General features: G+C 74.6%; 13 protein-coding genes and 3 pseudogenes. 3 read left to right on the top strand and 13 right to left on the bottom strand.

Annotation, left to right across the window (positions count from 1 at the left end; translation table 11 throughout):
* Positions 1-37: 37 nt before the first annotated feature.
* The 11 genes and pseudogenes from EAO77_RS18540 to EAO77_RS18590 form a co-directional block, all read right to left on the bottom strand.
* Complete coding sequence (locus EAO77_RS18540) at positions 38-2,233, bottom strand: discoidin domain-containing protein (RefSeq protein ID WP_147989395.1); 2,196 nt, start codon at positions 2,231-2,233, stop codon at positions 38-40.
* Between the two features lie 1,005 nt (positions 2,234-3,238).
* Positions 3,239-4,321, bottom strand: coding sequence for a YihY/virulence factor BrkB family protein (locus tag EAO77_RS18545; protein ID WP_147989396.1), 1,083 nt, complete (start codon positions 4,319-4,321; stop codon positions 3,239-3,241).
* Between the two features lie 141 nt (positions 4,322-4,462).
* Positions 4,463-4,924, bottom strand: a complete 462-nt coding sequence (locus EAO77_RS18550) for an ArsI/CadI family heavy metal resistance metalloenzyme (RefSeq protein WP_147989397.1) — start codon at positions 4,922-4,924, stop codon at positions 4,463-4,465.
* Between the two features lie 31 nt (positions 4,925-4,955).
* Positions 4,956-6,125 (bottom strand): annotated as a pseudogene (locus tag EAO77_RS18555) (flavoprotein); the annotation flags it as partial.
* Between the two features lie 233 nt (positions 6,126-6,358).
* Positions 6,359-7,009: pseudogene (locus tag EAO77_RS18560) on the bottom strand (PTS sugar transporter subunit IIA); the annotation flags it as partial.
* 109 nt (positions 7,010-7,118) lie between these two features.
* Entirely contained in the window at positions 7,119-8,066 is a 948-nt protein-coding gene (gene pfkB / locus EAO77_RS18565; protein ID WP_147989398.1) for a 1-phosphofructokinase, read from the bottom strand.
* On the bottom strand, positions 8,063-8,818 hold the full coding sequence (locus EAO77_RS18570) for a DeoR/GlpR family DNA-binding transcription regulator (RefSeq protein ID WP_147989399.1): 756 nt from the start codon (positions 8,816-8,818) through the stop codon (positions 8,063-8,065). The genes pfkB and EAO77_RS18570 overlap by 4 nt, the downstream gene beginning before the upstream one ends.
* A 176-nt stretch (positions 8,819-8,994) precedes the next feature.
* Positions 8,995-11,073, bottom strand: coding sequence for an elongation factor G (gene fusA, locus EAO77_RS18575; RefSeq protein WP_261994017.1), 2,079 nt, complete (start codon positions 11,071-11,073; stop codon positions 8,995-8,997).
* 569 nt (positions 11,074-11,642) lie between these two features.
* Positions 11,643-12,134, bottom strand: a complete 492-nt coding sequence (locus EAO77_RS18580; RefSeq protein ID WP_147989400.1) for a nucleoside deaminase — start codon at positions 12,132-12,134, stop codon at positions 11,643-11,645.
* Between the two features lie 98 nt (positions 12,135-12,232).
* The gene (locus EAO77_RS18585) at positions 12,233-13,264 is read right to left on the bottom strand and encodes a phosphotransferase family protein (protein WP_147989401.1); all 1,032 of its coding nucleotides are present in this window, start codon (positions 13,262-13,264) and stop codon (positions 12,233-12,235) included.
* 73 nt (positions 13,265-13,337) lie between these two features.
* Positions 13,338-14,036 carry a TetR/AcrR family transcriptional regulator gene (locus tag EAO77_RS18590; RefSeq protein ID WP_147989402.1) on the bottom strand — a complete coding sequence of 233 codons (699 nt, stop codon included), beginning with the start codon at positions 14,034-14,036 and terminating at the stop codon, positions 13,338-13,340.
* A 231-nt stretch (positions 14,037-14,267) separates the two neighbouring features.
* On the opposite strand from EAO77_RS18590, the gene EAO77_RS18595 reads away from it, so the two are divergent.
* Complete coding sequence (locus EAO77_RS18595; RefSeq protein WP_147989403.1) at positions 14,268-15,497, top strand: saccharopine dehydrogenase C-terminal domain-containing protein; 1,230 nt, start codon at positions 14,268-14,270, stop codon at positions 15,495-15,497.
* A gap of 231 nt (positions 15,498-15,728) precedes the next feature.
* Here EAO77_RS18595 and EAO77_RS18600 read toward each other — a convergent pair whose 3' ends face one another.
* The gene (locus EAO77_RS18600; protein WP_147989404.1) at positions 15,729-16,586 is read right to left on the bottom strand and encodes a LysR family transcriptional regulator; all 858 of its coding nucleotides are present in this window, start codon (positions 16,584-16,586) and stop codon (positions 15,729-15,731) included.
* A 70-nt stretch (positions 16,587-16,656) separates the two neighbouring features.
* On the opposite strand from EAO77_RS18600, the gene EAO77_RS18605 reads away from it, so the two are divergent.
* Positions 16,657-17,253 carry a short chain dehydrogenase gene (locus EAO77_RS18605; protein WP_147989405.1) on the top strand — a complete coding sequence of 199 codons (597 nt, stop codon included), beginning with the start codon at positions 16,657-16,659 and terminating at the stop codon, positions 17,251-17,253.
* A 656-nt stretch (positions 17,254-17,909) separates the two neighbouring features.
* Here EAO77_RS18605 and EAO77_RS18610 read toward each other — a convergent pair.
* Complete coding sequence (locus tag EAO77_RS18610) at positions 17,910-18,950, bottom strand: LacI family DNA-binding transcriptional regulator (protein ID WP_147989406.1); 1,041 nt, start codon at positions 18,948-18,950, stop codon at positions 17,910-17,912.
* Positions 18,951-19,015: 65 nt separating this feature from the next.
* Here EAO77_RS18610 and EAO77_RS40100 point away from each other — a divergent pair.
* Positions 19,016-19,196, top strand: a pseudogene (locus EAO77_RS40100) (LacI family transcriptional regulator); the annotation flags it as partial.

A 19,196-nucleotide genomic window follows, 5' to 3' on the forward strand; every position in this document is an offset into this window, starting at 1 on the left:
AGCCCTCACCGCCGCAGGACGGTGAGGCGACGGTGTCTCAGGGGAACGAGACGACGGTGGACGGCACGGTCGAGGTGCCGGCGGGGATGGTGGACGCCCCGGTGTCGTTGATCACGTGGTTGTAGTGGCCCATTCCGCCGAGGGACACCACCAGGAGGCTGTGGAACTTCACGCCCGGCTTGACGGGTGCCTTGAAGCCGTGGTCCTGGACGATGGTCGGGTCCACGTTGTAGTTGCAGTAGCTGCCCAGTCCCCACGCCTCGTGGGTGTTCACCGAGTCGTCGACCCGGTAGGCGGCGTACCCCTTCGTCGTGCCGTTCTGGATGGCGGCCTGGTTGGGGGCGTCGTACGCCTTCTCGTTCTGGTAGAAGATCGTGCGACCGCGCTCCCCGTACCACTCGACGTCGTACTTGTTGAAGTGCTCGACGAACAGACCGGTGGCGAGCACGTCGTCGCCGTTGACCCGCACGCCGTAGTCGGCGCGGTTGGTCTCCCAGCCCCAGCCCTCGCCGTGGTCGGCGCGCCACACCCAGGTGTGGTCGACGATGACGTCGTCGCTGTTGACGACCATGCTGGTGGTGGCCTTGCCCGCGCCGGCTCCGCCGATGCGGATGTACACGTCCTGCACGGTGGTGGGGTTGGCCGCGTGGTCCGCGCCGGAGTTCTGCGGTCCGAGCTCCAGCAGGGTCGGGGAGTTGACCGGGCCGGCGTCGATCAGGAAGCCGGCGAGCCGGACGCCGTCGACGTCGGCGACCTTCATCGCGGTGATGCCGTTGTCCGGGATGATCGTGGCCAGGCCGAGTCCGAGCACGATGGTGTTCGCCCGGTTGATGTCGATGGTCTGGTCGACGTGGTAGACGCCCGGGGTGAACAGCAGGTGCAGGCCCTGGGCCACCGCCCGGTTGATGGTGGCGGCCGTGGCGCCCGGCTTGACCACGTAGAACTGGCTGAGCGGGATGGACTCGCCCTGCGGGGTGCCGTTGGCCCAGCTGGTGCCGCGGGCGTTCACGCGCTTGGCGGGCGCGAACACCTTGTACTCGCTGCCGTCCAGGTAGAGGTAGGGCTTCTCGCGGGAGATCGGGGTGGTGTCGAGCGTGGTGTACCGGGGCTCGGGGAAGGAGGTGGCCGGTGCGCCCTGGACGCCCGAGAAGGTCTGGTTCCAGACGCTGTTGGACCAGCCGCCGATGGCGCTGTCCCGGGTGTACCACTGCTGCTGGGAGTAGTTGCCGATCTGGCCGTCGACCTTGGAGTCGGCGATGTAGCCGCCGCTGGCCCAGCCGTAGCCGTTGGGGGCGAGGTTGAGCCCGCCCTTCACGTGCATACGGCGGAAGGAGGACGCCTGCGACACGGCCCAGCGGTTGGTGCCGCTGACCGGGTTGAGGGTCAGGCCCTCGGCACCGCGCCAGAAGTTCTGCGTGGCGTTGCCGTTGAACCAGCCCGCGTCGACGGTCACGTCACCGTTGATGGTGGTGTCGCCGGGGCGCAGGCCGAGGCCGGCGATCTGGGTGTAGAAGCCGATCTGGGCGTTGAGGCCGTTGTACGTGCCCGGCTTGAAGAGGAAGGCGTGCCGGCCGGAACCGAACTGCGCCGACTCCTGCTCCTGGAAGACCTGGTCCAGCTTGCCCTGGATGTTCGGGGTCGACGGGTCGATGACGTGGACGTTGGGTCCCAGGTCGCCGCCGCCCGGCAGAACCGGACCGTCGTTGCCCCCTCCGCCGAACACCTGGAACTCCCAGAGCGAGTAGCCGTATCCCGTCGCCCGCGTCACACCCTGCATGCGCACGTACCGGGCGGTGCCGGATATCGGGACGGTCTCGGTGCCGCCCGCGCCGTTCGCCGTCGAGTAGGCCGTCGACCAGGTGGTGCCGTCCGTCGACAGTTCGATCCGGTACGCCTTGGCGTAGGCCGTCTCCCACCGCAGCACGACCTGGCTGAGCGCGGTGGAGCTGCCCAGGTCCACCTGCAGCCACTGACCGTCGGACGCGGCGCTCGACCAGCGGGTTCCCGTGTTCCCGTCGACCGCGTCGGCGGCCGGGGTCCCGTAGTGCTCCTGGCTCGAAGCCGTGACGGGCTTGCCCTGCGACAGCAGCACCGGAGCCGCCTGTGCCGAGGTCGACGGAACCACCGCCAGGAGCGTGGCGGCCAGCGCGGTGACGACGGCGCCCGCGAGCCCGCGCCGTACGCGCCCGCGGGCTGGTGGTGAGGCCGCCAGAGGCATGCCGAATGTTGACATAAGGGAGTCTCCTTGAAGCGAGAGAGCGCATGGGAGAGCGCTCTCCGGAACCATGCCCGCCCTCTCGGGCACGGTCAATAACCCTGACACGACTTTTCTTGCGGCTTGACTTAAGGGGAATGGGCATCTCGCTCACGCGACGGGAGCAAGGGACCACGGGCGGCGCGGCGCGGGCCGGCACGGTGAACAGGGTGGATCGCGGGCGGCACGCCCGCCGGGTACGCGCTGCGGCCGGCGGCCGCGCCGCACGAGGGGCGCCTGGCCCGCGCCGCTGCCACTCCCCTGCCGTGAGCCGCTGCCGCTCCCCCGCGGTGACCTGTGGGCGCGCCGCCGGCGGTGAGCGTCGACTCCCGCCCGGGCGCACCCCTGCCGGCCGCCCGCGCCCGCTGAGGGCGGGACGACGGGCGGCCGGCAGGGGTGGGGGGCGGCGGCGCGACGCCGCTCATCGGCCCGGGGATCGACAGGGCGAGGAGGTACCGCCCGGAGCGCTTGTCGTGGCACATGGCCTCGCGAGGCCATGCCTCGCGGCGCCGCCCCCTGGGGCACCGCGTTCACCGGCCCCGATCCGAGTACCGACCCCGGCCGCAGGTACACAGCGGGCCGTGACGGGCCGGCCCCACAGGCGGCTGCCGCCCGGGAGGCCGCGAACTGCCGCAGGCGACCTGCGGAGAGCGCGGCCGGGGCTCGGACCCTCGTATGGGCGGGGGTCGTTCAGGCGCCGTTCGCCTCGGCGGTGGTCCCGGCGCGACGGGAGAGCGGGGTCCTCGACGCGTACATGGGCGCGCCGGCCGCCCGCGACCGCGCCGGCGACGGGTCACACGACACGTGCCGGCGGCCGTGACCGCGCCGGCGACGGCCGGTCGACGCCGCCCCCGGGTGCCGGGGGCGGATCGGTGCGACACCCGCCGGGTCGGGGCCGAGCGCCACCCTCACGACCTCGAGTGCCCCCTGCCCGTGCGGACGCCGACGGCGTACGGCGCAGTCCACGGCGAGCCGGCATCTCGGTCAGCTGTCGCGCCGGCCCTCGGGATCCGTCGGGCCGCTGTCACCCGCGGCCCGCCGGTCCTCGGGGTCCGTGGGGCCGGTGTCACCCATGGCCCGCCGGTCCTCCTCGTCCCACTTGCGGGTGTCCCGGGGCTCCACGTACGGCTCCTCCCGCGGCGGGTGACCGGCGACGATGGCCCGCTCGCGGTCCATCTCCGCGTCGAATTCGAGGCCGAGCAGGATGGCGAGGTTGGTGATCCACAGCCAGACGAGGAAGATGATCACGCCGGCCAGCGTGCCGTAGGTCTTGTTGTAGGAGGCGAAGTTGGCCACGTAGAGGGCGAAGCCGGCCGACGCGATCAGCCAGATGAGCAAAGCGAGCAGGCTTCCCAGCGTCACGAATTTGAAGCCGCGGCCCTTGGCGTTGGGCGCGGCCCAGTACAGAATCGCCAGCATCAGCGCGACCAGCAGCACCAGCACCGGCCATTTCGCGATCGACCACACGGTCAGCGCGGTGTCACCGACCCCCAAGGTGGTGCCCAGCTGACGGGCCAACCCGCCGGTGAGCACCACGATCAGCGCGGTGGCGCAGGCCAGGACCAGCAGAAGCAGGGTCAGGCCGACCCGCACCGGCAGCACCTTCCAGACCGGTCTGCCCTCGGGCAGGTCGTAGACCGCGTTCGAGGCGCGGATGAACGCCGCCACATAGCCGGACGCGGACCACAGGGCACCCAGCAGACCGACGATCGCGAGGACGGAGCCGACACCGGCACTGCCCTGCAACTGCGTCACCGCGTTGGTCAGCACATCCCGTGCCGCGCCGGGCGCCAGTTTCTGGATGTTGTCGAGCACCGTCTGGGTGGTCGACTCTCCCGCGATGCCCAGAAGGGAGATCAGCACCAGGAGGGCGGGGAAGAGCGCCAGAATGGCGTAGTAGGTGAGACCTGCGGCCCGGTCGGTCAGCTCGTCCCGCTTGAACTCCTTGAGGGTGCGCTTCAGGACCGCGCCCCAGGACTTCTTCCCCAGGTCGGTCGGGGTGTCCGGCGGCCCCGACTCCCCCGCGGAGCGGGGTGCACGATTTCTACCGTTTTGTTCTTGGCTCATAAGCGAGTGATACCCGCCCTGGCCGGACCATGCGACGAGAAGCACCAACCGGCGGCGACCACCTCGTCGTGGTGACCTCATCCGCCGACACCGCGGCGTGCATCCGCCGACGGCCGTCGGCGGATGCACGCCCGGGGCGGATCAGCAGCAGCCGCCCGCGGCGGCCGGCTCGGGCACCTCGGTCTCGTGGGCCGGGGCGGCGCAGCAGGTGCTGCCGGCCTGCTTGGCCAGGGTGTCCGCGTCGGCCTTGACGACGTACACCTCCCAGGGTTCGCGGCCCGGCCCGTGGACCCAGACCTTGTCCTGGAGGGCGTAGCAGCAGCGGGTGTCGTTCTCCTCCGTCGTGGCGAGGCTGGCCCGGCTCAGCCGGGTGGCGGCGGCGTGGACGGCCTCGCTGTCGGCCACTTCCACACCGAGATGGTCCAGGCGGGTGTCGTCCTCGGCCGTGCCCTGGACGAGGACGAGCTTGAGCGGGGGCTCGGCGACGGCGAAGTTGGCGTAGCCGTCGCGCAGCTTGGCCGGCTCGGTGCCGAACAGCTCGGTGTAGAAGGCGACGGATGCTGCCAGGTCGGGGACACGCAGAGCGAGCTGTATGCGGGACATCGTGGTCCTCCTGCGGTCGGGGGTGGGACGGTCAGCAGCCACCGGACGGTGCCGGGGCACCGACGGAGAGGGTGGTGGGAGCGGCGCAGCAGCCGCCGCCGTCGGCCTCGACGCCGGGGACGGGCTGGTCGCCGGTGGCGGGCTGCTCGTAGAGGCCGGCGCCGCCGCAGACGCCGGTCTCGGGGAGGGTCAGTTCGACGCGGTCGGCGGCGGCGAGGTCGCCGGCGATCGCGGCGGCGACGGAGCGGACCTGCTCGTAGCCGGTCATCGCGAGGAAGGTCGGGGCGCGGCCGTAGGACTTCATGCCGACCAGGTACACGCCGGCTTCGGGGTGGGAGAGCTCGCGGTGACCGTGGGGGTAGACGGTGCCGCAGGAGTGCTGGTTGGGGTCGATCAGCGGTGCCAGGGCGACGGGCGCCTGGAGGCGCTCGTCCAGGCCCAGGCGCAGCTCGTCGAGGAAGGACAGGTCGGGGCGGAAGCCGGTCAGGACGATCACCTCGTCGACCGCGTCCAGGCGGCGGCCGTCCTCGCCGACCAGGATCAGCCGGCCGTCGCTGTCGCGCTCGATCGCCTCGGTGCGGAAGCCGGTGACCGCGTCCGCGCGGCCGCTGTCGACGGCGGCCTTCGCGGCGAGGCCGAGAGCGCCGCGGGCGGGGAGCTGGTCGGCTTCGCCGCCACCGAAGGTGGAGCCGGAGATGCCCCGGCGCAGGATCCACACGCCCTTCGTACCGGTGCCGTCGCCGGACGTGGCGAGGTCGGCGAGGCCGGCGAGCGCGGTGAAAGCGGAGGCGCCCGACCCGATGACGGCGGTCCGCCTGCCGGCGTACCGGGCGCGGACGGCGGGGTCCTTCAGGTCCGGGACACGGTAGGTGATCCGGTCCGCGGCGGCCTTCTCGCCGAGCGCGGGCAGTCCGCTGCCGCCGGCCGGGCCGGGGGTGGCCCAGGTGCCGGAGGCGTCGACCACGGCGCGCGCGAAGACGCGCTCCTCCCGGCCGTCGGCGTGGGAGACGTGCACGACGAACGGCTGCCGCCCCCGGTCGGTGTCCACGATCCGGTCCCGCCCGGCCCGCGAGACGCCGGTGACCCGGGCGCCGAAACGGACACGGTCGCCGAGGACGTCGGCGAGCGGCTCCAGGTAGAGCTCGGCCCAGTCCCCGCCGGAGGGGTATGCGGAGGGGGCGGGGCTCGTCCAGCCGGCGGGCCGGGAACCGGAGCGGGAGGAACGGGGGCGCCGCCTGCGGCGTGCGTGCCCACGCCCGCGGCACCTGCGCTCCCSGCCCCCTCCGGCGCGGGCGCGTCGGCGGGCGGCACGCCGGGAACCGGAGCGGGAGGAACGGGGGCGCCGCCTGCGGCGTGCGTGCCCACGCCCGCGGCACCTGCGCTCCCGGCCCCCTCCGGCGCGGGCGCGTCRGCGGGCGGCACGCCGGGCGCGGGGCCGCTCACGGTGGCCTCGCCGGTACCGGCGGCAGCCGCGCCGGGCGCCGCGTCCGGAGCGGGCGCGTCAGCGGGCCGCGCGCCGGCGGCGTCGCCCCCGCGCTCCGCGCCCGCCCGGGCCGCGGCCGGCTCGCCCTGCGGGCCGGCCTCCGGAGCGGCCGCGGCACCCCGTGAGGCATCGGATCCGGTGGTGGGGGCCGGGGGTGCCGGGGTGTCGCCGCGGATGAGGGAGGCGGCGGTGGCCGGGTCGGAGGCCGTGCGGAGGGCGGTGGTGAAGTCGGTGTCCATCAGGCGGCGGGCGAGGGCCGACAGGATCGTCAGGTGCGCGTCGTCCGCGCCGGACGGTGCCGCGATGAGGAAGATCAGGTCGGCCGGCCCGTCGGGTGCGCCGAAGTCGATGCCCTGCGCGCTGCGGCCGAAGGCGAGCGTCGGGGCGGTGACGTGTGCGCTGCGGCAGTGCGGGATGCCGATGCCGCCGTCGAGTCCGGTGGGCATCTGCGCCTCGCGCGCGGCGACGTCGGCGAGGAAGCCGTCGAGGTCGGTGACGCGTCCGGCGGCGACCATCCGCTCGGCGAGGGACCGGGCGGCGGCCTGCTTGGTCTCGGCGGTCAGAGCGGTGTCGACCAGGTCCGGGGTGATCAGCTCGCTCATCACGCGGCTCCTTGCGGGCGGTCCGCCTCGGCGGCGGCGGTGGGATGGTGGTGCGGTGCCCGTACGAGCGGGGTGCCGGGCGTCGGGGTCGAGGCCGGGGGGCGCGGGCTCATCGGGCGGGCTCCCCCAGCGGGCGGTCCAGCGGCACGTCGGCGGTCACGGTGACCGCCGCGGGGTCGAGGTCGGACGGGGACGGCATGACGCTGCCCGGCAGCTGCACGGCCGCCGTCCCGTGGGCGACCGCGGCGGCGAGGGCACGCGGTCCGCCGCCGCCGGCCGCGAGGAAGCCTGCGAGCGACGCGTCGCCGGCGCCCACGTCGCTCCGCACGACGCGGGCCGGGGCGTGTCCGAACCAGGTGCCCGTGGTGTCGACCAGCAGCTGCCCGTCCGCCCCGAGGCTCGCGAGGACGGCCCGGGCGCCGAGGTCGCGCAGCTCCTCCGCCGCCTTGGCGGCGTCGCCGACGGTGGCGAGCGGCCGGCCGACGGCCTGGGACAGCTCGTCCGCGTTGGGCTTGATCACGTCGGGCCGCTGCGGCAGCGCGGCGGTGAGGGCGGTGCCCGAGGTGTCGAGCGCGACGCGGCCGCCGGTGCGGTGGATACCGCCGACCAGCTCCGCGTACCACTCGGGCGCCAGGCCGAGGGGCAGACTGCCGCAGCAGGCGATCCAGTCGGCGTAGGCGGCGTGGGTGCCGACGCTCTCCAGCAGGGCCGCCGCCTCGGCGCGGGTGATCTCGGGTCCCGGCGCGTTGATCTTGGTGAGGGTGCCGTCCGGCTCGACGAGGGAGATGTTGACGCGGGTGGAGCCCGCGACGGGCACTCCCGCGGCCTCGATGCCGTGCTCACCGAGGAGACGGGCGAGCAGGGCGCCCTCGGGGCCGCCCAGGGGGACCACGGCGACGGTGCGGCAGCCGGCCGCGGCGACGGCTCGGGAGACGTTGACGCCCTTGCCGCCGGGGTCGACCCGGTCCCGGCCGGCGCGCAGCACGGCGCCCCGCCGCAGGGCGGGCAGTTCGTAGGTGCGGTCCAGGCTGGGGTTGGGGGTGAGGGTGAGGATCATGCGCGGATCACCTCCGGGCCCTGTGCCTCGATGGCGCGGGCGTCGTCGTCGCCGAGTCGTGTGTCCGTGATCAGCAGGTCGACGTCCCGGAGGTCGCCGAAGCGGGCGAAGTGCTGCCGGCCGAATTTGGCGGAGTCGGCGAGCAGGACGACCCTGCGGGCCGCGTCGACGGCGGCCCTCTTGACCGCCGCCTCGGCCAGGTCGGGCGTGGTCAGCCCGCCGTCGAGGGCGAAACCGTTGGTGGCGAGGAAGACGACGTCCGCCGTGATCTCGCCGTAGGCGCGCAGCGCCCAGGCGTCGACCGCGGCCCTGGTCCGGTGTCTGACCCGGCCGCCGACGAGGTGGAGGGCGATGCCGGGGTGGTCGGCGAGGCGGGCGGCGATGGGGAGCGCGTGGGTGACCACGGTGAGCCGGGAGTCGACCGGGAACGCGGCGGCGAGCCGTGCGGAGGTGGTGCCGGCGTCGAGGATCACGCTCCCTTCGCCGGGCAGTTCGGCGAGCGCGGCCCGCGCGATGCCGTCCTTCTCGTCGGGTGCGACGGTGTCCCGCTCCGCGAGATCGGGTTCGAGGTGGCCGGCCGGGATGGCGCCGCCGTGGACGCGGCGGACGAGGCCCGCGCGGTCGAGGGCCTTCAGGTCCCGCCGTACCGTCTCGGCCGTGACCTGGAACTCCTCGGCGAGGGAGAGCACGTCCACCCGGCCGCCGTCCCGGGCCAGTCGCAGGATCTCCTGCTGACGCTCCGCTGCGAACATGTGGTTTTACATCCGTTCCCATGACCGTTCATGTGGTTTTCACCGAGGCTACGCGGCATCCGAAGGGAAGTAAACAGAACCGGGCGGAAAACGGGCAGAAAACCAACACCGCCCCGGAGGGACCGGGGCGGTGCCGGGACGGCTCCGCCGCGTGGCGGCGGAGCCGTCGAGGAGCACTATCCGGCGGCCGGCAGCGCGCCGGAGACTGCCGCCGGGACCGGCGCGTAGCCGGTGGGGCGGGTCGTGAAGGTGCCACGGCCCTGCGTACGGCTGCGCAGCCGGGACGCGTAGCCGAACAGCTCGGCCAGCGGCACCGTCGCCGTGATCACGGCGGTGCCCGCCCGGGCGGTCTGGCCCGTGACCCGGCCGCGCCGGGCGGCCAGGTCGCCCAGCACCCCGCCGACCGCGTCGTCGGGCACCGTGGCGGTCAGCTCGACCACCGGTTCCAGCAGGCTCGTCGCGCAGGCCCGCAGGGCGTCGCGCAGGGCGAACCTGGCGGCGGTCCTGAACGCCATCTCCGACGAGTCCTTCGGATGGGTCGCGCCGTCGGTCAGCGTGACCCGCAACCCGGTGACCGGATGCCCGCCGAGGGGACCCTCGGCGAGGGCGTCACGGCAGCCCGCCTCGACCGCGCGGACGTACTCCCTGGGCACCCGGCCGCCGACGACGGCGGACTCGAACACGAACTCCTCCTCCCCGGCGCCGTCCAGCGGCGCCACGTCGATGACGACATGGGCGAACTGCCCCGCGCCGCCGTCCTGTTTGACGTGCCGGTACACCAGGCCGGCCACCCCGCGGACGACGGTCTCCCGGTAGGCGACCTGCGGCCGGCCGACGCCGACCTCGAGGGAGTGGGCCCTGCGGATCTTCTCCACCGCGACCTCCAGATGCAGTTCCCCCATGCCGGAGAGCACCGTCTGACCGGTCTCGGGATCGGTCCGCACCGTCAGCGACGGGTCCTCCTCCACCAGCCGGGCCAGCGCGGTCGCCAGCCGGTCCGCGTCGAGCGCGGTGCGGGCCTCCACGGCGACCGACACGACCGGAGCGGCGACGGTGGGCGGTTCGAGGACGAGCGGCGCCGACGGGGCGCACAGCGTGGCCCCCGCCCGTGCGGCCTTCAGCCCCACCACGGCGACGATCTCCCCGGCGACCGCCCGGTCCACCTCCGCGTGCCGGTCCGCCTGCACGCGCAGGATCCGTCCGATCCGCTCGGTGCGGCGCGCGCCCGCGTCCAGCACGGTGTCCCCCTTCCCCAGCGTTCCCGAGTACACCCGCACGTACGTCAGCCGGCCGGTGGAGGTGGAGTTCACCTTGAACACCAGGCCCGCGAACGGGGCGTCCGGTTCCGCCGGACGCCGCTGCTCCGTGCCGGCGTGCGTCCCGCTGACCGGCGGGACGTCCCGCGGCGAGGGCAGGTACGCCACGACGGCCCGCAGCAACGGCTCGACACCGCGGTTGCGGTAGGCCGATCCGCACAGCACGACGACGCCCTCGCCGCCGAGGGTGATCTCGCGCAGTGCCGCTTCGAGCGTCTCCTCGCGGAGGGATGCCCCGGCGCAGTACTCGTCGAGTGCCACGGCGTGCAGCTCCGCCACGCTCTCCTCCAGCGCCCGCCTGCGCCGCCGCGCCTCCTCCAGCAGTTCGCCGGGCACCGGTCCCTCGGTGCACGTGTCGCCGTCCCACACCAGGGCGCGCATCCGGACCAGGTCGACCACCCCGGTGAACCCGTCCTCCCGCCCGATGGGCAGCTGGACCACCAGGGGCACGGTGTGCAGCCGGTCGCGGATCGAGGCCACGGCGGTGTCGAGGTCGGCGCCGGCGCGGTCGAGCTTGTTGACGAACGCGATCCGGGGCACGCCGTGGCGGTCCGCCTGGCGCCACACCGACTCGCTCTGCGGCTCCACCCCGGCGACGGCGTCGAACACCGCGACCGCGCCGTCGAGGACGCGCAGGGAGCGCTCCACCTCGTCGGCGAAGTCCACGTGGCCGGGCGTGTCGATGAGGTTGATCCGGTGTCCGTCCCACAGGCAGCTGACGGCCGCGGCGAAGATCGTGATGCCCCGGTCGCGTTCCTGCGGGTCGAAGTCGGTGACGGTGGTGCCGTCGTGGACCTCGCCGCGCTTGTGGGTGGCACCGGTGAGGTAGAGGATCCGCTCGGTGACGGTGGTCTTGCCGGCGTCGACATGGGCGAGGATGCCCAGGTTGCGGACGGTGGTCGTCGAAACGGCGGACGGCTGGGGAAGGTTGATGCGCACGGCCGTGGCCTTTCACGGTGTGACGGAGAGGGGGACGGCGCGATGGCGGGACGAACGGGTCACGGGCGGGCGGATGCCCCGTGGATTCCCCCGTGGCGCGTCGCCGCGGCCCGCGGGCCGCGGCGTGGGAGGGCTCGGTGACCGAGCCGCTCGGGGGCGGCGGATCCGCGGGCGTGCGGGGAGCGCGGGGTCAGGCGTTCGTCACGGGCGTCCGGTGGCGGCCGCGCAGCCGGCACCGGGAGTCCGAAGACACCGGGATCACGTCGAACCGGGACCGGGGAACGGCGACGGCGGTGTTCTCACGCACGGCCGGGCTCCCCTCTGTCGGTCGTCGGCCCCGCCCGCCGGAAGCCGCTGTCCACAGCAGTCCGTCGGGGCGTTCGCCGACTGCGCCGGCACACGGTGTGCGGCGCGCGAGCCGAGTGTACGAGGCCTGCCGAGGGGCGCGACACCGGTTTTCCGCGCCGGACGCGACCGTGCCCGGGACGGGTCGCGTCCCGGGCACGGCGCGCAAGGGCCCTGCGGCGCGCCCCCGTTGCCGGAGGGAGCGCCCACCGGCCGCCTGTCGGTCAGCCCTCCGCGCGGGCGCGGCGGAAGCGGACGTGGAGGTCGTGGACGTCGCCCGCCAGTTCGGGGACCGGGCCCTCCACCGGGAGGCCGGGCACGATCTCGGACACCGGGAAGGGCCGCACGGGCGAAGCGGAGACGCCCAGCTCGGCCAGCCATGAACCGAGTTGCTCGGACGAGACGACGTAGACGATGCGGCCGAGGCCGACCCAGCCATGGGCGGCGGCACACATCGGGCAGTGCTCCCCGGAGGTGTACACGGTCGCGGCGCGCCGCTGTTCGGCCGTCATGTTGGCCGCCGCCCAGCGGGCCAGGGCGAATTCGGGATGACGTGTCTGGTCGGCCAGCGACGTCTCCCGGTTGCGGTCCTCCGCCAGGACCGTGCCGTCGCCGGCGACCAGGACGGAGCCGAACGGCTCGTCACCGGCGTCCACCGCCTCGGCCGCCAGTTCCACGCAGCGCCGCAGATGGCGCAGATCGGCATCGTCGGTCATCGCACTCCCCAAGGTGTGTCGCCGTGCTGTCCGGGCCGGTCGCCCGGGCCCGGATCCGACGCTATCCCGTCGTCCCGCCCCGCGTGGCGCGGTTTCCGTCAGCGGGTCCGGTCCGCCACGTCGGCGAGAGCGGCGGTGAACCGGGGCGCCACGGTGTCGCGCAGCCAGGCGCGCTGCTCCGCGCCGTACCCGCGCGGGCCCGCCTCGACGAGCATGATCAGGTACAGGTAGGCGCGGTACAGGGCGAGGCGCAGCCGGGCCCGGTCGTCGAGTCCGGCCCGGCCCCCGCCCGGGGCGTAGCCGGCCAGGAAGTCGCGGTCGTCCTCGATGTCCTCGAACAGGGCGAGCGACACGAAGTCGGCGACCGGGTCGCCCCAGAACATGCGTTCACCGTCGATGATGCCGCTGAGGACCCGGCGGCCCGGCGGTCCGTCCAGGAGCAGGTTGCCCTGCCACAGGTCGAAGTGGACGAGGGCGGGACGGGTGACGTCGTCGAGGGCGTACCGCGCGCCGGCGAACCGCCGCCGGATCAGGGCGAGCGGCAGCGGTGGTTCGGGCAGGTGGTGTTCCGCGTCGGCGAGCAGGGCGTCCGTCATGGCGGTGAACGCCTCGCCCCAGGTCGGCGCGAGCGGTCCGAGGGCTCCGCCCGGGTAGCCGTAGCCGGGGCCGGTGACCGTGTGCAGACGGGCGACGTGCTGCCCCAGCAGCCGGCGCAGGCGGCGACGCTCCGTCTCGTCCATCGTGCCGGCGCACTCGTGCCAGACGGTGCCGGGGCAGTGCGTCGTCACCATGCCGGGCCCGCCGGGGTCCGACGGGCCGAAGGCGGCGTGCACGAGGCGCGGCACGGGGACGTCCCCGAGCTCCGCCGCACGGGAGCAGAACTCCGACTCGGCGCGCAGCAGGTCCTTCTCGTAGCCGAGGCCCGGGGTGCCGGGCGGGGGCGGGATCTTGACGACCCATCGGCGCCCGTCCGGGAGCTGGGCGCGGACCACCGTGTTGTAGGTGCCGCCGGTGAGCGGCACGCAGCCGGCGGCGTCCGCGTCCGGTGCTCCCGCCGCGGCGAGCAGGGCGGCCGTCCGCCGCTCCGCGTCCGTCCGGCCGTCCCGCGGCACCTGCTCCGTCTGTCCCATGAGCCCCAGTGTGCCGCCCGGTTCCCTCCCGGCACAGGGGTGTTCCGGAGGGTGGGCGCTCGGTCCCGGTCGGTCAGGTATCCAGGCGGGCGGCGGCGCTCTCGATGAGCATGTCGAGGGCGGCCGGATACGCGCTGGTGTTCATCTCGGCGATCAGTCGCGGTGCGGCGCGCGCGATCCGGGGGTGGGTCTCGGGCGGGAGCGTGGCGTAGGTGGCCTGCCACACGGCCTCGTCGGCCGTCCGGGCCGCCTCGGGCAGGGCGAGGGCCGCCGCGTCGAGGGCGGCGAAGGCGAGGGCCTGGTCGATGAAGCAGTGGTAGACGCCCACGGCCGTGCCGACGTCGAAGCCCGCCCGGTGCAGCACGTCGAGGATCGCCTCGTCGGCCGCGATCTCGTGTGCGCGGCCCGAGACACGGCTGGCCGTGAGCACGGCGGCCTGGGGGTGGTCGAGGTAGGCGGCGTGGATGCGCAGGCCCAGCCCGCGCAGGTCTGCCCGCCAGTCGCCGGTGCGCGACCAGCCCGCCAGCGCCCGGCCGATCAGCTCGTCGCCGATCGCCAGGGTGAGGTCGTCCATGCCCCGGAAGTACCGGTAGAGGGCGCTGGGATCGGCTCCCAGGGCCAGTCCGAGCCGTCGCGCGGTGAGCCCCTCCCCGCCGTGCTCACGGAGCATGCGCAGGGCGGTAAGCACGATCAGCCGTTCCGACAGCACCGCTCCCGCCTTCGTCGGGCGCCGCCGCCTGCGGTCCCCCTCGGCGACCACCTTCTTGGGCACCTGTGCTCCTTTCCTGCGAGGGCGGAGGCCCCTTCTCCCGCGGGGGCGGATGCCTCGCCGCCCCCGCTCCTGCTGTGCCGGCCGTGTGCCCGAGGGCCGGGCGCGGCGTGTCGGCCGCGGTGCCGTCCGCCGTCGGCGACGCTTATGCCAACGCCATTGACCATAACCGCACGCGGCGCGTTGGATCGGTGCAGCCCGGGCGAAGACCGTTGTGCAGGGAAAGGACCTGATATGCGTATCCTGCTGATCGGCGCCGGCGGAGTCGGCACCGCAATCACCCGAATCGCCGCGCGGCGCGGCTTCTTCGAGCGGATGGTGGTCGCCGACTACGCACTGCCCCGCGCGGAGGCCGCCGTGGCGGCGCTCGCCGGATCCGGCCCGGCGGAGCGGTTCGCCGCGGCCCGCGTCGACGCCTCCGACGAGGACGCCGTCACCGCGCTGCTGCGCGACGAGGGCTGCGACGTGCTGGTGAACGCCACCGACCCGCGTTTCGTGATGCCGCTGTTCCGTGCCGCGCTCGCGGCCGGCGCGCACTACCTGGACATGGCGATGTCGTTGTCGCGCCCTCATGCGGAGCTGCCCCACGAGCGGACCGGGGTCAAGCTCGGGGACGAGCAGTTCGCCCTGGCCCCCGCATGGGAGGAGGCGGGCCGGCTGGCGCTCGTCGGCATCGGCGTGGAGCCCGGTCTGTCGGACGTCTTCGCCCGGTACGCGGCGGACGAACTCTTCGACACCATCGAGGAGATCGGTGTGCGCGACGGCGCCGACCTCACGGTGGAGGGCTACGACTTCGCGCCGTCGTTCAACATCTGGACGACGATCGAGGAGTGCCTCAACCCGCCGGTGGTGTACGAGAAGGACCGCGGATGGTTCACCACTCCCCCGTTCAGCGAGCCGGAGGTGTTCGACTTCCCCGGCGGGATCGGGCCGGTGGAGTGCGTCAACGTCGAGCACGAGGAGGTGCTGCTGATCCCGCGGTGGGTGGGCGCGGACCGGGTCACCTTCAAGTACGGGCTCGGCCGGGAGTTCATCGACACGCTGCGCGTCCTGCACCGGGTCGGCCTCGACAGCACCCGGCCGGTCACCGTCACCGCGGAGGACGGACAGCAGGTCCGGGTGTCCCCGCGCGACGTGGTGGCCGCATGTCTGCCGGACCCGGCGGCGCTGGGCGACCGGATGCACGGGAAGACCTGCGCGGGCACCTGGGTCAAGGGGACGAAGGACGGCGCGCCGCGCGAGGTGTACCTCCACCATGTCGTCGACAACGCCTGGTCCATGGCGGAGTACGGCTGTCAGGCGGTCGTCTGGCAGACGGCGGTCAACCCCGTCGTGGCGCTGGAGCTGATGGCGGACGGCACCTGGGCGGGCGCCGGGGTGCTCGGCCCCGAGGCCTTCGCCCCGCGCCCCTTCCTCGACCTGCTGACCGCGTACGGCTCGCCGTGGGGCGTGCGCGAACAGTAGGGCCTCCCGTCCGGGTGCCCCGGCGGGCCGGAGCGCTCGGGTCCGGTCGAACGGACCTGGCCGCTCCGGCGCCGGGCCCGGCGCCGGAGCGGGCCCGGCGCCGGAGCGGGCGCGGTGCCGGAGCGGGCGCGGTGCCCGTGCGGGGCCGGTGCGGCGCCGCAGCGGCTCGGGGCCGGTGCGGCCGGAGTGCCGTGCCGACCCGCCGGGTCGCCGCGGCCGCGGCCGGCCGCCTCAGCCGCCCTGACGTCCCGTCATCCGGCGCAGGTGGGCGAGGAAGGCGAGGGTGGCCGGGTGTGTGGGGACCCGTGGACGGACCAGGCGGACGGTGAGCGGCGGCGCGTCCGGCAGGGGCAGGTAGCGCACGCCCGGGTGGGGGTGACTCTGGGCGGTGGCCTCGGCGGTCACGCCGAGGGCCTCACCGGTGGCGATCACGGTGAGCCACTCGTCCGTGTTGGCCACCTGGAACGTCCGCGGCCCGGCGGACGGCCAGAGCCCGTCCGTCGTCGCGGCGGTGGCGCACACGGCGACGGACCGGCCGGACAGGTCGCCCAGGCCGGCCGACCCCCTGACGGCGAGCGGGTCGTCGACCGCGGCCGCGAGCACACGGCGTTCGGTGTACAGCTCCTCCACGACGAGTCGGGCGTCCGGCGCCGGGCGGGTGCGCAGCAGGGCCGCGTCGATCTCGCCGCGGCGCAGCGCGGCCTCGGGGTCGTCGCCGCGGTGGGCGCGCACCGGGCTGCCGGGGTTCTCCTCGCGCCAGGTGCGCAGCAGCGGCACGGTGCGGTCGCCGAGGGCGGCCCAGGGAAAGCCGATGCGCAGCGGCCGTGCTCCCCGGGTGGCGTCGAGCAGCGCGTCGTCGAGGTCGGCGAGGATCCGGTGAGCGCGCTCGTGCAGGCGGCGGCCCGCGTCGGTGAGGCGCAGGGTGCGGGTGGTGCGTTCCACCAGACGCACGCCGAGCCGGCTCTCCAACTGCTCCAGGGTGCGCGAGAGCGCGGGCTGGCCGACGTGCAGAACGGCGGCCGCTCCGGTCACCGTTCCCTCGTCGCCGATCGCGGCGAGCGCCCGCAGATGCCGCAGCTCCACATTCATGACTCCCGAGCATAAATGCGTGCGGGAAGGCATTTCCCCGCCGGGACGGACCCGCCGTAGCGTCGGGGCCATGAGGATTCTCCTGATCGGCGGCTCGGGCACCCTGGGCTCGGCCGTGCACGAGTCACTGTCCGGCCGCGGGCACGAGGTGCTGACGGTGGCACGCCGCGACGGCCACCTGCGCTGCGACATCACCGACCCCGCCCAGATCACCGCCCTGTACGCGGAGGCGGGACCGGTGGACGCGGTGGTCTGCGCCGCCGGGTCGGTGCCGTACCGGCCGTTCGCCGAACTGACTCCGGACGACTTCACCGACGCCTTCCGGGGCAAGGTGCTGGGGCAGATCGAGCTGGTGCGCCAGGGCCTGGACCATGTCGCGGAGCGGGGGTCGTTCACCCTGATCACCGGCGTCCTGGCGCGGGTGCCCATCCTCACCGGCAGCGCCGCCTCGATGGCGAACGGGGCGCTGGAGGCGTTCGTGCGGGCCGCCGCCGTCGAGATCGCACCGCGGCGCGTCAACGCGGTCAGCCCGACGGTGTTCACCGAGAGTCTCGGGGACTACGGGAGCTCCTTCCCGGGCATGAAGCCCGTCCCGCTCGCGGAGGTCACCGAGGCGTACGTCCGCTCCGTCGAGGGCGCCCAGACCGGTCAGGTCTACGAGATGTAGCAGGCGGGACGGCACGGCGGAGGCGCTTCGGGCGGGAAGGGACGTCCGGCTCCCTCCTGGGGCCGCGGCCCCCCGCGGGGGTGCGGCCCCTGCCGCCGCACGAGGACCGACCGCACAGCGCGCCACCGGAACCGCCACGGTCCGGCCGAAGGACCCGGTCCGCGGCCGGACCGTGGCGGTTCCGGTGGCGGGATCGTTGCGGTCCGGGCGAGGACCGGGTCCTGGAGGGAGAGCCGGCTCGGCCCGACGGACGACCGGGTCCTCCAGGGCCCGTCCGGCGCGATGTTCCGGCACCTCCAGGGCTCCTCCGCCGATGGTTCTCCAGAAGGTGACGCCGGATGCATTGACAGGCGGCATCCCCGGCGAGAGGCTCGGAGAGCGCTCTCCGGACCCGGCCGGGGGACCCGGCGGGGCTCCGAGCCGGGCGAGCGCCATGCACCTCGCGCGACGTCGGGACCGCGCCGCACGCCGGCGGCGCTCGACGAGCACCACCGGCCGCCCCGATCGGCCGGTCCCCCGGTACGCCGATCCGGGGGACCGGTACGCCGGGGCCCGCCCCGTCCCCGTCCTCCGGGGCCGGGCGGGCCCCGGCTCCCCTTGCGCCCGGGCACGCGGGAGCGGCGGGCGCGAGACACCGGCCGTGCGGGGGCGGCCCGTCAGGCCGAGGCGCGCACGATCAGTTCGGGGTCGAAGACGAGCGAGGTGGGCTCGGTCCGCACGCCGCGGATGTGCTCGTCCAGCAGCCCCGCCATGGCGGAGGCCATCCGTTCCACCGGCTGCCGCACGGTCGTCAGCGGCGGCCGGCACACGGCGGCGGCACTGGAGTCGTCGAAGCCGACCACCGCCACGTCCTCGGGGACCCGCAGCCCCCGCTCGCGCAGCACCTGGAACACCCCTTGTGCCATCAGGTCGTTGGCGGCGAACACGCCGTCGATGCCGGGGTGCTCGTCCAGCAGCCGGATCATCGCGGCGGCACCGCTGTCCAGGGTGAAGCCGCCTTCCGCGACGGGCACGTACGGATGCCCGCGGCGGGCGAGCGCCTCCCGGAACCCGGCGAGGCGCTCCTGTCCCGCGGGGACGTCCTGCGGGCCGCAGACCGTGGCGACCCGGCGGCAGCCCCGGTCGAGGAGGTGGTCGGCCGCGAGGCGGGCGCCGTCCCGGTGGGCGAGGTCGACGTAGCTCAGCGGGACCGGGTGGGCGGGCCGGGCGAACAGGACGGCGGGCAGGTGCTCCTCGGCCAGCATCCGCGGCAGCGGATCGTCGGCATGGGTGGACACCACGAGCGCTCCGTCGGCGCTGCCCTGCCGGAGGTAGGCGATCGCCTGGGCCCGGGCCGCGCTCGTCTCGGCGAACATCAGCACCGGGTGCATCGAGCGCCCCCGCAGGAAGGAGACCACTCCGCTGACGACCCGGCCGAAGAAGGGGTCGGCGAACACCCGGGCCGCGAAGGCGTCCTGCTCCTCCTCGGAGGCGTCGCCCGCCCCGGAGACGATCAGTGCGATCGTCTCGGCGCGCCGGGTGACCAGGGACCGCGCGGCCCGGTTCGGGGCGTACCCGGTGCGCGCGATGGCCTGGCGCACGGAGTCCTGGATGTGCGGATCGACGTTGCGGATCCCGTTGATGACCCGGGAGACGGTCGCCCGTGAGACACCGGCCTCCCGTGCGACGTCCTCCAGCGTCGGGACCTGTCTGTTCATGTGCGCACCCTAACGTTCTGCCCGGCCAGAGGCATAGAGCGCTCTCCCGGACGAGCCGCCGGGGCGGGGCGGGCGACGCCTCCGAGGAGGAGCAGGACGCCTTCGCGGCCCGGGTGTTCGCCGACCCCTTCTTCGGCCGGGTCGTCAGCGGAGTGGTCTCCTTCCTGCGGGGGCGCTCGATGCACCCGGTGCTGATGTTCGCCGAGACGAGCGCGGCCCGGGCCCAGGCGATCGCCTACCTCCGGC

It is taken from the genome of Streptomyces sp. T39, from assembly GCF_008042045.1.
Classification (GTDB): domain Bacteria; phylum Actinomycetota; class Actinomycetes; order Streptomycetales; family Streptomycetaceae; genus Streptomyces.